10 protein-coding genes are annotated in these 13976 nt (G+C 66.6%); 9 read left to right on the forward strand and 1 reads right to left on the reverse strand.

From position 1 onward, the window contains the following. The first annotated feature begins 31 nt into the window (after nt 1-31). Complete coding sequence (locus SSQG_RS29255) at nt 32-1075, forward strand: methyltransferase (RefSeq protein WP_276327102.1); 1044 nt, start codon at nt 32-34, stop codon at nt 1073-1075. A gap of 69 nt (nt 1076-1144) precedes the next feature. Here SSQG_RS29255 and kynU read toward each other — a convergent pair whose 3' ends face one another. After that, nucleotides 1145-2383: a kynureninase gene (gene kynU, locus SSQG_RS29260; protein WP_003993533.1), complete on the reverse strand. Its 1239-nt coding sequence runs from the start codon at nt 2381-2383 to the stop codon at nt 1145-1147. Nucleotides 2384-2416: 33 nt separating this feature from the next. On the opposite strand from kynU, the gene SSQG_RS29265 reads away from it, so the two are divergent. From SSQG_RS29265 to SSQG_RS29300, 8 genes are all read left to right on the forward strand, one after another. Then, nucleotides 2417-3259, forward strand: coding sequence for an alpha/beta hydrolase (locus SSQG_RS29265; RefSeq protein ID WP_039933844.1), 843 nt, complete (start codon nt 2417-2419; stop codon nt 3257-3259). A 192-nt stretch (nt 3260-3451) separates the two neighbouring features. Next, nucleotides 3452-5206, forward strand: a complete 1755-nt coding sequence (locus SSQG_RS29270; RefSeq protein ID WP_003993534.1) for a CoA transferase — start codon at nt 3452-3454, stop codon at nt 5204-5206. Next, on the forward strand, nt 5127-6797 hold the full coding sequence (locus SSQG_RS29275; protein ID WP_208865676.1) for a class I adenylate-forming enzyme family protein: 1671 nt from the start codon (nt 5127-5129) through the stop codon (nt 6795-6797). The genes SSQG_RS29270 and SSQG_RS29275 overlap by 80 nt, the downstream gene beginning before the upstream one ends. Before the next feature lie 53 nt (nt 6798-6850). After that, nucleotides 6851-7558, forward strand: a complete 708-nt coding sequence (locus SSQG_RS29280; RefSeq protein ID WP_208865677.1) for a class I SAM-dependent methyltransferase — start codon at nt 6851-6853, stop codon at nt 7556-7558. Next, nucleotides 7507-9243: a class I adenylate-forming enzyme family protein gene (locus SSQG_RS29285; protein ID WP_208865678.1), complete on the forward strand. Its 1737-nt coding sequence runs from the start codon at nt 7507-7509 to the stop codon at nt 9241-9243. Before SSQG_RS29280 ends, SSQG_RS29285 begins: the two co-directional genes overlap by 52 nt. 8 nt (nt 9244-9251) lie before the next feature. Then, a complete protein-coding gene (locus tag SSQG_RS29290; RefSeq protein ID WP_158681121.1) occupies nt 9252-10196 on the forward strand; it encodes a UbiA family prenyltransferase in 945 nt (314 codons plus the stop codon). Nucleotides 10197-10313: 117 nt separating this feature from the next. Then, complete coding sequence (locus SSQG_RS29295; protein ID WP_158681125.1) at nt 10314-11678, forward strand: cytochrome P450; 1365 nt, start codon at nt 10314-10316, stop codon at nt 11676-11678. A 64-nt stretch (nt 11679-11742) separates the two neighbouring features. Next, nucleotides 11743-13899, forward strand: coding sequence for an MMPL family transporter (locus SSQG_RS29300; RefSeq protein ID WP_039933848.1), 2157 nt, complete (start codon nt 11743-11745; stop codon nt 13897-13899). Nucleotides 13900-13976 lie beyond the last annotated feature (77 nt).

The following is a 13976-nucleotide window of genomic DNA, read 5'->3' on the forward strand; positions in this document are numbered from 1 at the left end:
GATCCCACCCATTCAGATTGGAGGGCTGGTCGTGACCACCGCCCCTGCCCTGACGATGCGCGGACTGGTGCCGATCCTGTTCGGACATGCCGCGTTCCAGCAACTCAACGCGGCGTGCGAGCTCGGGCTCTTCGAGTGTCTGCACAGCGCACCGGGCGCCTCCGCGGAGTCCATCGCGGCCGGTACCGGCCTGAGCACGCACTCGGCCCAGGTGCTGCTGCTGGGGACGACGTCGCTCGGTCTCACGACAAAGGGCCCGGACGGCTACCAAAACTGCGCCATCGTGGAGGAAGCGTTCCGCGAAGGCAGCTGGCCGGTGCTGCGGGCCATCGTGGAGTTCCAAGCCAAGATCGCCTACCTGCCGGCCATGGACTACGCGGAGTCCCTGCGCACGGGTGAGAACATCGGCATTCGCCACTTCCCCGGCGACACACGGGACCTCTACACCCGCCTGGCCAACACCGAGGGCCTGGAGCAGCTGTTCTACCGGTGCATGAACTCCTGGTCGACCCTGTCGAACCCGGTGCTGCTCGAAGGCGTGGACTACTCACAGGTCCAGCGGGTGCTCGATGTGGGCGGTGGGGACGCGGTCAACGCGATCGCCCTCGCCTCGGCCCACGAGCATCTGCGCATCACCGTTCTGGACCGACCCGGCGCACTTGACGTCGCCAAGGAGAAGATCGCCCAGCATGGCCTGGCCGATCGCATCGACACCCATGCGGCGGACCTGTTCGACGATGCCTATCCGACCGGCTATGACTGCGTTCTGTTCGCGCACCAGCTGGTGATCTGGACGCCAGAGCAGAACAAGGCTCTGCTCGGCAAAGCCTTTGACGCGATGGCCGACGGGCAGCGTGTGCTCATCTTCAATGCCTTCTCCGACGACGACGGCACCGGTCCGCTGTATGCCGGACTGGACAGCGTCTATTTCTCCACGCTGCCTTTCCGCGGCAGCACCCTCTATCCATGGCGGGACTACGAGGAGTGGCTGCGGCACTGCGGGTTCTCCAGGATCAACAGGATCACGATCGACTCCTGGACACCTCATGGAGTCATCGAGGCCTACAAGGGCTGAGGTCTGGGCCCCCGACAGCGGCGCTGGGTTCGGGCGGGGCCGTCCGGACCCAGCACCGTCCGGCGCCTGTCAGGTGATCAGCGTCGGGGTCGTGAATCGGGGGTCGTGGTGTTCACCGGAGAGCGCGATGTCGCGCAACGTCGTCACCGCTCGGTGGATGTCGGCGTGGGAGACGTACAGCGCGTTGTAGCCGAAGCGCAGCATGTTCGGGGGCCGCACGTCCCCGATGACTCCTCTGGCGATCAAGGCCCTCATCAGTGCGTGGGCGTCCGGGTGAGCCACCGTCACCTGGCTGCCCCGCAGGGCGCCCTCCCTCGGAGTCACCAGCTCGAAGCCCAAGGACGCCAGGTGTTGGTCGAAGCATTCGATCAAGAAGTCGCCGAGCGACAGACTCTTGGCACGTATCTCGGCCATCTCGACGCCGTCGAAAACCTCCAGGGCCGCTTCGAGAGCGAGAAGAGAGAGCACCGGGGGTGTACCGATTCTGGTCCGCGAGATGCCGGGCGCCGGCTCGAAGCCCTGCTCCATATGAAACGGCCGGGCGTGCCCATGCCAACCAGTGAGCGGCGGCTCGAAGGTGTCGTGATGCCCGCGCGCCACATAGATGAACGCGGGGGAGCCAGGACCGCCGGACAAGAACTTGTACGTACAGCCCACGGCGATGTCGACGCGCTGGTCGTCCAGCGCGACAGGCAGCGCGCCCGCAGCATGGCACAGGTCCCACACCACCACGGCGCCCGCGGCGTGAGCGGCGGCGGTGACCTCGGCCATGTCCCACAACCGTCCGGTGCGGAAGTCCACGGCTCCGTAGGAGACGACAGCCACCTGCTCGCCCTGCTCCCGCAGGAAGCCGTGCACGTCGGGCACCGGAACAGCGACGACATCCAGCCCGCACAGGCGAGCCACCGACTCCGCCAGGTATCGGTTGGTGGGGAAGTGGTCTGGATCCGTGACCAACAGCCTGCGCCCGGGTCGCAGCCGCGCAGCTCCGACCAAGGCGTTGAACGTCTGAACAGAGGTCGACTCGCCCACCACGATCTGACCTGGTGCGGCTCCGAGCAAGCGGCCGATGCGATCGCCGATCCGCAGCGGTGCGCCCCACCAGTCGTCCTCGGTCCATGCCGTGATCAGGTGATCGCCCCACTGGTCGCGAACCACCGTCTCCAACGTGGCCGGGACGCGGCCGGACAGTGCCCCCAGTGAGTTCCCATCCAAGTAGACGATCTCTTTCGGCAGCAGAAACTTTTCCCGCCGTGAATACAGCGGATCTGCCATGTCGAGATTCTGGGCATCCCTTGCGGTAGGCATGGGCTACCTCTTTCGGTCGATGAGGAGAACGAGATGTATATCTACGGCGACATGACCCAGGAGGAACTCGACCGGGAGTATTCCCCGAGTTCCTGCGTGCCGCAATTCTCTGCGCATCTTACACGTTATGCGACAGACAGCGACCGGGCCAGGGAAATCCTTGACCACCGGCTTGACGTTCGCTACGGGCCCGGCGCGGCGGAGTTGCTGGACTTTTATCCGCCGCGACGTCCCCAGGCCCCGCTGTTCGTTTTCGTACATGGTGGTCACTGGCAGGAGATGAACAAGGAGGCGTCCGCGTTCGCTGCTCCCGACCTGGTGGAGCAGGGTGCGGGATTCATTGCCGTCGGCTACGGCCTCGCACCGGACCACGGCATCGGATCAATGGTCACATCAATACGGCGGGCCCTCGGGTGGATAGCGTCCCACGCCGCGGAGCTGGGTACCCGGCGCGACCTCCTTTTCGCGGGCGGCAGTTCGGCGGGAGCGCACCTCGTGGCGATGGCGCTGTGCGCCGCCGCGGAGGAGCCCTGGGACGTCTCCGGGACAGTGCTGCTCAGCGGCGTCTACGACCTTGAGCCGGTGCGGTTGAGTTACGTCAACGACAAGGTGCGCATGGACGGATCCGCGGCGGCCGCCAACAGCCCCATCCACCATCTCCCGCTTGCCACGGCGAAGGTCATCGTCGCGAGGGGTGCCGCTGAGACCGCCGAATACGCCCGGCAGCACGTCGACTTCGTGAACGCGTTGGCGCACCGCGGCCTGCGACCCGTCGATCTGACGGTGGCCGGGCGCGACCACTTCGACCTGCCCTTCGACCTCGGGCGTCGCGGCACCGCGCTGGGCGATGCCGTGCTGACCCAGATGGGCCTGTGACCAAGAAGACCGCGAGGCCTTCTGGTGTGGCCGAAGGCGGTCATGGCACCACCCAGCCATCTACGCGATATCTGTGGGCTCCCTGTCATCGCCGGCTACTGCTAAATTCTTTTTCGCTGATCAGGAGTTCAAAGGGGGGGCGAAAAATTGCTCCCTCGAACGCAGGGCAGGCGTATCTTCGATGGTCAAAGGATGAATGAGATGGACCTCGCCCAGGAGGTGCTCGATAGTCGCGTTGCACCCTGGTTGGCCGCTTCCGCAGAGCAATCGGCGAGTCCGCTGCTGGAAAGCATGGAAATATCGTGGTACGGCGGATCACGAATACCCTCGGAAAATCCAGCAAGCGAAGCAGTGATGCAGGCGCTTTCTGGGCTGATGTTCGTGAATGGCGCGGAGGCCGGCCGCCCTCGCCGTTTCGGCCTGGATGTGGCCTCCGCCGCATGTGGTCTGCTGGCGGGCCACGGTGCCTTGGCTGCCGAGATCGGCCGTTCTCGTGGAATCGACATCGAGACGGTGCGGACGTCCGTGCTGCGGGCGGCGACGATCCTGGCCGGTCAGTACATCGGTGAGGCCACATCACCGGAGGACTGGGCGCCCTCGATGCGCGGCAACGGCTCCCCGCCGCCGTTTGCCAGCGCGGACGGCCAACTGTTCGAGATCGAGACGTTCGACCCCGAGCGCTGGGCCGGCTTCTGGCGGAGCCTGGGCGTGGACGGCGCCGTTCTGGGTCGGTCCTGGTCCACTTTTCAGTATCGATATGTCAAGGGGCACTGCGTACTTCCTGGTGACCTGCACATCGCAGCGTCGTCCGCACAATGGTCTCAGATACGCGCGGCAGCCGACGAGTTCCGGCTGAGCTTGTCGCCGTTGCGGACGTATGCGGAGGTATCCGCTGGGCCTGGCTGGTCGGCCGGTCATCCCAAGTTGACGCCGTTGGCCGGACAGGGCCGGGAACGCTCCGCGCCGGCACCCGCGAGCCGGCCGGGCGATGCGCATCCCCTCCCGCTGAGCGGTATGCGTGTCGTGGAGGCCACGACCCGTGTTCAGGGCCCACTGGCCGGGCTCCTGCTGCGCATGCTCGGTGCCGAGGTCACCTGGATCGAACCGCCGCAGGGCGACATCGGAGGCATGGGGGCCTATTACCATCGCGGCAAGGGACGGGTAGCTGTCAATGTCGCGCGCCCGGAAGGGCGTGACCAACTCCGCGAGATGATCGCGGAATCCGATGTTTTCCTCCACAACTGGCGCCCCGGTAAGGCCGTGGAGTGGGGGCTCACCGCGGAAGAACTGGCGCGTGTTCAGCCCGGACTGGTGTTCGCCGAGGCATCCGGTTGGGCTCCCCTCGTCGACCGGGACCATGTGCTCGGTACAGAGTTCATGGTGCAGGCCTACACAGCGTTGGCCGACACGAATACGCCGCACCTCCAACGGCCGCGAACCACCCGTGTGTTGCTCTGCGACATCTTCGGCGCCCTGGTGACCTGTGAAGGTGTTCTGGCTGGTCTCCTCCAGCGCGAGCGCCGGAACCACGGCTGGAAGTCCGAGACGTCGCTGCTGTGCGGGTCGATGGCCCTGCAGTCCCAGGTCGGTTCCCATCGTGAGGCGTCGCGGCGGACAGCGGGCCGTCCGCGATGGGACCTCCTGGATGAGCCACTGGAAACCGCCGATGGCTACCTGGCGATCACCCTTGCCGAGGGTGCCGACCGCCGCGTTCTGGGCGAAGCGCTGGGGATGTCGCTGCACGACGGGAACGACGAGAGGCTTTCGGAGCGATTCCGTGAGGCTCCGGCCGCGCACTGGGAGAAGGTCCTGGTCGAGGCCGGTATTCCAGCTGCCGAGGTCCTTTGTGACCTTGATGCGCTGGTTCATGACGAGCGTCTTGCGCCCTTGTTCGAGCCCTTCGAAGACGGCGGGCAAGCACCGGTGGCGCCGTGGGTGTTCGAGTGATCGACGCCAGTCGGTGAGTCAACACATCGATATCGAGGGACAACCTGTGAACGAACTGATCGCGACGCTGCACGCCGTATGCCAGGAGCGGGCCGACCGGCCTGCCCTCACCTTCCAGGGCCAGTCTCTGACCTACCGTGAGTTCTGGAACCGTGTCGAGCGCATGGCGGCGGCCTATCAGAGGCTCGGCATCCAGGCCGAGGACCGTGTCGTCTGCCAGCTGCCCAATTCCCCGGAATACCTGATTTCCATGGTGGCGGCGTGGACCTCGCGGATCACATTTGTCGGTGTCGACCACGATCTGACCGGACCCGAGCTGGTGTCGCTGGTCGATCGCACCGATGCCGTCGCCCTGCTGTACCAGCCGCGGGCCGGGGCCGACGACGGTATGGAACCGCTGCGCACGGTGCATGAGGCGTTTCCGAAGATTCACACGATCGTGCGAGGCACTGACGAGCCGGTGGGAACGACCTTCGCCGACCTGCTGGACGACACGGCTGATCTGCCGGACACGCGGCGCGACTACACCGGCGTCGACGATCTCGGGGTCGCGCTGCTGCTGATGACCTCCGGTACGACGGGCCAGCCGAAGCTGGTGGTCGAGACCTACCGGGCGCTGTGGTCCAAGACCGCGGCCTTCCTGGAAGCGATGCGGCCGAACAGCGACGACGTCTGGCTGATCTACCCGCCGATGGCCCACGGCTTCGGCCTCAAGATGACGCTGATGGGGCTGGCCAGCGGTGGCCGTCTGGTCGTCATGGACCGGTTCTCCCCGAGCGGTGCGTTGGATCTGGTGACGGCGGAGCGGGTCACGGTGCTGCCCGGGACTCCGGCCCATCTGCGGATGATGCTCGACCGTCTGGACGGCGAGCGCCATGACGTGTCCTCCCTGCGGTGGGGGGTCTCCGCCGCATCACCGCTGCCCGCGGCGCTGTTGGAGCAGGTGTACGCCGTCCTCGGTGTCGAGATGCTGTTCATTTACGGCTGCTCGGAAGGCTTCTACACCTTCACCACCGACCGCGCGGACATCGAGGCCGGTGCGGTCGGTCGCCGGCCGATGGACGGGCCGGAGGGCACTCCGGCCGACGGACACGTGGAGATCGTCGCGCTCGACGGTACGGGGTCCGTGGCCAGCGGCGTGCTCGGCGAGATCGTGTACCGCGCGAAGGTCCCGGTGCGTTACTGGGGACAGGAGAGCGTGGGTGTCGACGGGTGGTACCACACCGGTGACCTCGGGATCGTCGATGACGAGGGCCGGCTGCACGTTCGCGGTCGGACCAAGGAACTCGTCAACCGGGGCGGTTTGAAGGTTTCGTGCGTCGAGGTCGAGACGGCTCTGGGGGCGCTGCCGGCCGTGGCCGACGCCGCGATCTTCCCCGTCCCCGACCAGGTGCTCGGTGAGGCGATCGGTGCCTGTGTGGTGTCGGCCGATCCGGACGCCCCGATCGATCTGGAAGGGTTGAAGGCCGCCCTGCGCACGTCGCTTGCGCGGCACAAGATGCCGGACCGGCTGTGGATCGTGGACGCCATCCCGCGGACCAAGCTCGGCAAGATCGACCGGGCAGCCCTTTCCACGACCGTGGCGTCATGACCGTGCGAACCGACCTTCCTCCCGCACTGCGACGCGCGACCGAGCTGCTCGCCGTGCGGGGGATCGATCCGCTCGTCCAGGACGGCTACCTCGATACCCTTCGGCAACCACCCGGCAGCGTCGCCGACGCGGAAGGCACCGGCATCCAGGCGTTCTGGGCCTCCAAGGCCGGCGCGGGTTTTTATCGATTCGCCCAGGCGCTGGTGCGGGCGGTGCTGAAGGGATCCCGGACTCCGACCGAGTGGCTGGTGCTGCCGTCCAAGGGCGTGATCCTCGATGTCGGGTCCGGGCTGGGGCATGTCACCGGGGTCCTGGCCGACAGCGCCGGAGGAGATGTCGTCGTCCTGGGCGTCGACATCTCCGCGCCGATGCTGGCCAGGGCGGCCAGAGCGTGCACGGACTCCCGGGTCGGGTTCCTGCTGGCCGACGCGGGCCGGTTGCCCTTCGACGACGGCTGCGTCGACGGCGTGGTCTCCACCGCAGTGCTGCAACTGGTCGCGGATCGTGCTGCCGCGCTCGCGGAGATGGTCCGCGTGCTGCGGCCGGGCGGCGTCCTCACGGTGATGATCCCCAGCACAAAGCACGGTCCGGCCAAGCTGATGTCGGCGCTGCCCGGTGGAGTCCATTACTTCGACGACGACGAACTCCCCGGCATGTTTGCGGCACATGGGCTCACCGATGTCCACGTCCGTCGCAAGGGCTCGTTCCAGTGGGTTCGCGGCGCCAAGAACCCAGCGCCCGGAAACGCACCAGTTCGCTGACGTCTCGATGGAACACCGATCCGGTACCTGAAGGCTCGGCCGACGCGTACGGCTGCGCCGGATCACCGGTCTCCGGCTCTTCCCCGAACCGCGGACTTCGAGAACAACGATGCATGGGAGGGAACATGGCGCGCAATCATCGTCTGCTCTTCGACGAGCTGATGGCAGTGCGGCGGGACGCGGAGCCGTGGGTCGTCGACCACCAGCCGATCGCGGTGGCGGCGGCGGACGACAAGATCGCCCCGAGCGACATCGCCGATGCGGCGGCACGGGCGGCGACGCTGTTCGAGTCCGAAGGCGTCGGCGTCGGTGACCGGTGCGTGGTATGGCTCGACTCCGTTGTGGATGTGCTGGTGGTGGTCTCCGGTCTGTCTGCGGTGGGCGCGGTCCCGATCCTGATCAGCCCGACCCTGGATGCCGAAACGGTCGGGCACATGCTGGCACCGACCACGGGCGTCGACCGGGTGATCACCACGGGCGCACGTGTCGCGTCGTATGCCGCTGTCGGGGACGGTCGGCGGCTGGACGACTGGTCGGTGCAGGCCGGGCGGGTGGCGACCATGTCTCCGCGTACGGCCCCTGCCGTGGCGCTGCCGGATTCGGCGCCGTACGTGGTCACACACACGTCGGGAACGACCGGTGTGCCCAAGCTCGTCGAGTACACGAGAGCTGTGATCGACTATCACGGCTATCTGCGTGCGCTGGGGCACCGAGTCTTCCGCATGAAGGGCTACTCCGTCTTCGCCCTGTCGCCCTCGCACGGCGCCACGGTGGTCGCCCTGCTGTTCTCGCTGCGGCGGAATTCTCCGTTGATTCTGCTGGCCGGCACGGATCCGGTGACCGTCAGCCGCATCGTGGGGACGTGGCGCCCGACGTTCCTGGAGACCGTTCCGAACACGTACATGGTGTGGGAGGACCTGGCCGACGCGGGCGTGTTCCGATCGGTCAGATGGTTCTACGCCACGTTCGACGTGCTGCATCCGGCCACCGTGCAGCGCTTTCTGCGCGGCAGCGGTCGAAAGTTCGCCGCGTTCTTCGAGTTGTACGGCCAGTCCGAACTGGGCGCCATCTCGGCTCGTATGCACGTGAAGGGGTTCAGCCGGAGCCGTGAGCGCAGTGATCTCGGCCGAAGGATGAAGGGCCATCCCGTGGGCCGGGGAGTTCCCGGTGTCACCCGGATCCGGATCGTCGACGCCGACGGAGCCAAGGTGTCCGCGGGTACGCCGGGGCGCATTCAGGTGCGCACCAAGGCGCTGTTCTCCACCTACCCGAATCGACCGGAGGCCGCGCGCGCCGGGCGCAGCGACGGCGGGTGGTGGGACACCGGTGACTGGGGCGAGAAGGACCGATTCGGCCGGCTCACGCTGATCGATCGCCAAGTGGACCGCGTGAGTACGGTGCCGAGCTCGATCGCCGTGGAAGACCTGTTGCTGGAACGGATGCCGTGGCTGCTCGAGGTCGTCGTGCTCGAGCAGAACGGCCGGATCGTGCCCGTAGCGGTGACCCGGGAGGGCGCCTTCGACGAGAACGCGTGGCGGGAAGCGGTCGCGGATCTGTCGGGATTTGACTCCCCCGTAGTAGTTGATTTCGCGAGTCTGCCGAAGACGGCGACCGGGAAGATCCGTCGCTCGGTGCTCGCCGCCCGAATCGCCGATGTTTCCGGATCTCCGGCAAGCACGAAGTGAGTGGTGTCGTGACTGTCTCTACCGAAGCAGCGAACCCTGCCCGACCCGCGCCGAAATGGACGACCTATGTGCAGCTTGGAAAGCTGCGTGTCTACCATCGGTTGTACCACTGGATCATTCTTCTCGCGCTGCTGTACTCCGATTCGGTGTCCCTGCACGGTGCGATACCGGCGCTGGTGCTGGTTCCGCTGCTGTTGCTGTCGATCCAGAGTTCGGCATGTGCGATGGACGACATCATGGGCTTCCGGGACGGTTGCGACATAGCGAACTATGGCGCGGCCGACTATCCGACCATGATTCGCAAGCCCCTGGTCGCGGGGCTGCTGACGGTACGGCAGGCGGTTGGGTTCGTGGTCACTGTCGTCACGGTCGCCACCCTCGCCGTCGTCACCACGGCGCTGTCGTTGGGAATCAATGTCCTGCTGGCACTGGCTGTCTGGGCAGTCGTGATCGGTATCGCGCTGCAGTACTCCGGCGGTCTGAGGTTCAGCTACGTTCCCGGCGGGCTGGAGCTGTTCATTTCCGGCCTCACGGTCGTCGTCACGGTCATCCCGTACCTGATGATCGCGCATACCGTGACCAGCACCGCGGTCCTGATCGGGCTGCTCACTGGCAGTTGGTTCCTGATGCCGGTCTCATACGGCAACGTGGCCGACCGCGCCGGAGACGGGGCCGCGCACCGCCGGACGCTGGCCGTCGTGCTGAATCCACAGACGTTCCAGGGCGTCATCTGGCTCCTGTACGGCTACAGCATCGTGCTCACGGTGCTCCTGTTCACGGTGGGAGACCTGAACCCGCTGACCGCGCCACTGCTGCTGCCCGTGGTCGTGATGCACGCTGTGCAGCATTACCAAGGGAATGTCAAAGGCCAGGTCCGGAAGGCCATGAAGTTTGGTTTCCGGTGCATCGATGTCGGGATGCTCGGTTTGACCGCGGCGATTCTCCTGTCGTGAGGGCACGGCTCCGCCCGCCGATGAGGGTCTGGAGCACACACGGACGCCGGCACCGTACCTGAGCGCCGGGAGGGCATCTCGGGCTCGTCCTGGCACAACCAGATGGAGATCCGCACTGTGACGGCAATCAATGAACGGCAGGCCTCGCGCAGCGCTCCCACCGCTCCGGGGAGCCTGCCGTTGCTCGGCCACGCGCTGCGCCTCGCACGGCGCCCGCACCAGTTTCTGTCGACACTGTCAGCGCTCGGGCCGGTGGTGCGGATCAAGATTGGCGGGTACCTCGGGTACGTCGTGACCGAGCCCGGACTGATACGCAAGGCCTTCGTCACCCATTCCGATCAGGGCATCCTGGCCGAACGCACCAGACCGCTGACCGGCGAGGGCGTGATCGTCCTGCAGGGGCAGAGGCATCGCCAGGAACGCCGGCTGATCGCGCCCGCGTTCGCCAAAGCCCGCATCGCCGACTACGCGTCGGTCATGGCACGGCAGGGAGCCGAGTGCGCGCAGTCCTGGCGGGACGGCCAAGAGATCCTCCTCAACGAGGAGATGCACGAGCTGGCCGTGCGAACCATGGCGGCGACGCTGTTCCAGGGCACGCTCGGCGCTGAGACGGCCGGGCACATTCACCGGTTGTTGCCGCCGGTGATGACGCTGCTCGTGCGACGAGGCACCCGGCCCGCCTGGACGGACCGCCTGCCACTGCCGTCCAATCGCCGGTTCGAGGTGATGCTCGCCGAGTTGAAAGCCGTGACCCGCACCATCATCACGAGTCGACGAGCGGAGCTGGCCGCCGATCCCGAGCACGATCCGGGGGATCTGCTGGGTGCCCTGCTGCAGGCCCGTGATGACGAGTCAGGCGCCATGCTCAGCGACACTCAGGTGCACGACGAGCTGCTCAATTTCCTGGTCGCCGGCACCCAGGCGGCGGCAGCCACACTCGCCTGGATCTTCCACGAACTCAGTGCCAACCCGAACGTCGAGGCGGCGCTGCATGCCGAGCTGGACGCGGTGCTCACCAACGGGCGACCGGCCGAGTTCGCCGATCTGGAGCGGCTGGATGTCACCAAGCGTGTGGTGACGGAGTCTTTGCGGAAGTACTCGCCCTGGTTGACGCTTCGGCAGATCACCGAGCCGACGACCCTCGGCGACGTCGAGATCCCCGGCGGGGTGTTGCTCTTCGCCTGCCCGATCGCCGTACACCGCGATCCGGCCTTCCACCCCGATCCGATGCGGTTCGACCCGGATCGGTGGCTGCCGCAGAACAGGGCACGCATGTCACCCGACACCTACATCCCCTTCGGCATGGGAGCGCGTCAGTGCCCGGGAAACGTCTTCGCGCTCACGCAGATCACGCTGCAGATCGCGACCATCGCCGCGCGCTGGCGATTCCGGACGATTCCCGGCAGCGAGGTGAAGGAGGTTGCGATCGGCGCATTCATCCAGCCGACTCGTATGCCCATGCGAGCCGAGGCACGATTCTGATCGCCGCAATGCCGCAACACTGCGCCTACCGGTCCGCAGCCGGCAGGGATTCGAAAGAGGAGAAATGATCAACCGTCTGGCAGGATTCGCCATACGCGCCCCGAAACGCGTACTGGCGCTGGTCCTCCTGGCCTTCGTCCTGTGCGGTGGGCTCGGATCGAAGGTCCCCGATCGGCTGTTGGCCGGCGGATTCCAGGACCCTGGCGCGGAATCCACCCACGCTGCGAACGTACTTGCCGACGAATTCGGCCTGTCCGGCGCACAGTTCCTTTTCGCGATTGAATCCGCTTCGGGCGCCACGGATGCCAAGACCACGGCTCGGGCCAAGGACATCGTCGCTGGAATGCGACACGACTCGCGCGTGCGGACGGTCGTTTCCCCGTGGACCGGGCCGCAGGGCGGTGCGCACCTGATCAGCCGCGACGGCCACGTGGGGCTCGTGGTCGCCACGCTGAAGGGCGACGACAACGCCGCGCAGAAAACCGCCAAGGCCCTGTCCGACCGCTACGCCGGTGAAGCTGACGGGGTCACCGTCACCGCGGGCGGTCAGGCCATGACCTTCTCGGAAATAGCCACGACCTCTGCGCGTGACCTCGGCGTGGCCGAATCGGTCGCGATCGTGCTGACATTCCTCCTGCTGGTCTGGTTCCTGCGCAGCTGGGTGGCGGCCGCGATCCCGCTGGTGGTCGGAATCATCGCCATCGTCTGCACCACGGCGGTGCTGTATCTGCTGACGCTGGTGACCGACCTGTCGGTGTTCGCGATGAACATCACGACCGGGCTCGGCCTGGCGCTGGCGATCGACTACTCGCTGCTCATCATCGGACGGTTCCGCGAAGAAATCGCCCAGGGCAGCGGACAGCAGGAGGCCATCGCGATCGCGCTGCGGCGCGGCGGTCGGGCGGTTGTGTACTCCGGGCTGGTCGTCGGTATCGCGTTGATCGGAATGACGTTCTTCCCCATCTACTTCCTGAAGTCGATCGGGTACGCCGGCGCGGCGGTGGTCGCTCTGTCGATCGTGCTGACGTTGACCGTGGTTCCCGCGTTGCTGAGCCTTCTGGGCACCCGGATCAACCGCAAGCCGCTGCGTGAGACGGAGGCGGTCGAATCCTCGTGGCTCCACAGGGTGGCGGTGTCGGTGCAGCGCCGGCCGATCGTGTTCGCCCTGCCCGTCCTCGCTGTGTTGTTGGTGTCCCTCGCACCGGTCTTCGGTTTGCGACTCGGCCTCCCCGACGACCGAGTCCTCCCGGCCAGCGCGCAGTCGCACCAGGTGGGCGACACGATCCGGGACGGATTCGACGAGAATGTCGTGGGCACGGTGCGGATCGTCGTGGAGGGTATCGGCGATCCGGCCAAGGTCGAGTCCTACGCCACGGCCCTGTCGCGCGTCGAATCCGTGAAATCCGTCGTCGCTCCGGCTGCTACGTACAGCGACGGACAGCGTGTGGGTCCGGGCGCGCCGGCAGCGACGAAGGCGAGCGTGGCCTACCTGACGGTGCAGACTCCGCTGAACCCGTACTCCTCCGCCGCGGCACGGCAGTTGGATGCGTTGCGTATGGTTCCCGCTCCGGGCCACACTCTGTTCGACGGCTTGGGTCCGCAGACCCGTGACACCTCCGCGAGTATCGCCCGGGGCATACCCAAGGCACTGGCCTGGATCGCCGTCACCACGTTCGTGCTGCTGCTGTTGCTCACCGGTAGCGTCGTGATGCCGCTGAAAGCCCTCGTTCTCAACGCGCTTTCGCTGACCGCGAGCTTCGGTGCGATGGTCTGGATCTTCCAGGACGGTCATCTCGGCGCTCTCGGCACGACGAGTACGGGCTACACCACCGCCACGGTTCCGGTGTTGTTGTTCTGCATCGCGTTCGGGCTCTCCATGGACTATGAAGTGTTCCTGCTTGCCCGGTTCAGCGAGGAGTGGGAGAAGTCAGGACGCACCAGGGCCGACAACGACACTGCGGTGGCGGTCGGTCTGGCACGGTCCGGCCGGGTGGTGACGGCAGCCGCGGTGATGATGGCCGTCGTATTCGCCGGGATGGCCACCAGCGGCGTCTCCCTCATGCGGATGCTCGGTCTCGGACTTGCGCTGGCCGTCCTTGTGGACGCAACGCTGGTTCGTGTCGTTCTTGTACCGGCGTTCATGCGCATCGCGGGAACCTGGAACTGGTGGTCTCCGCGTCTGGCGCGCGGTGTGCTCGAGCGGCTTCGTCTGCGGGAGTGAGGTCGCCGGCTGACCGGTCGGTCGGCCGCGGCGACGCCCAGGACTGCATTGAGCCAGGGCGTCGCCGCGACGGGTGC

The organism is Streptomyces viridochromogenes DSM 40736 (assembly GCF_000158955.1).
Taxonomy (GTDB): domain Bacteria; phylum Actinomycetota; class Actinomycetes; order Streptomycetales; family Streptomycetaceae; genus Streptomyces; species Streptomyces venetus.

What these genes read in the sequence shown, in the direction of transcription:
- kynU (WP_003993533.1), bottom strand. Translation starts at nt 2,383, where the DNA reads ATGCCTACCGCAAGGGATGCCCAGAATCTCGACATGGCAGATCCGCTG.
- SSQG_RS29265 (WP_039933844.1), top strand. Translation starts at nt 2,417, where the DNA reads ATGTATATCTACGGCGACATGACCCAGGAGGAACTCGACCGGGAGTAT.
- SSQG_RS29270 (WP_003993534.1), top strand. Translation starts at nt 3,452, where the DNA reads ATGAATGAGATGGACCTCGCCCAGGAGGTGCTCGATAGTCGCGTTGCA.
- SSQG_RS29275 (WP_208865676.1), top strand. Translation starts at nt 5,127, where the DNA reads ATGACGAGCGTCTTGCGCCCTTGTTCGAGCCCTTCGAAGACGGCGGGC.
- SSQG_RS29300 (WP_039933848.1), top strand. Translation starts at nt 11,743, where the DNA reads ATGATCAACCGTCTGGCAGGATTCGCCATACGCGCCCCGAAACGCGTA.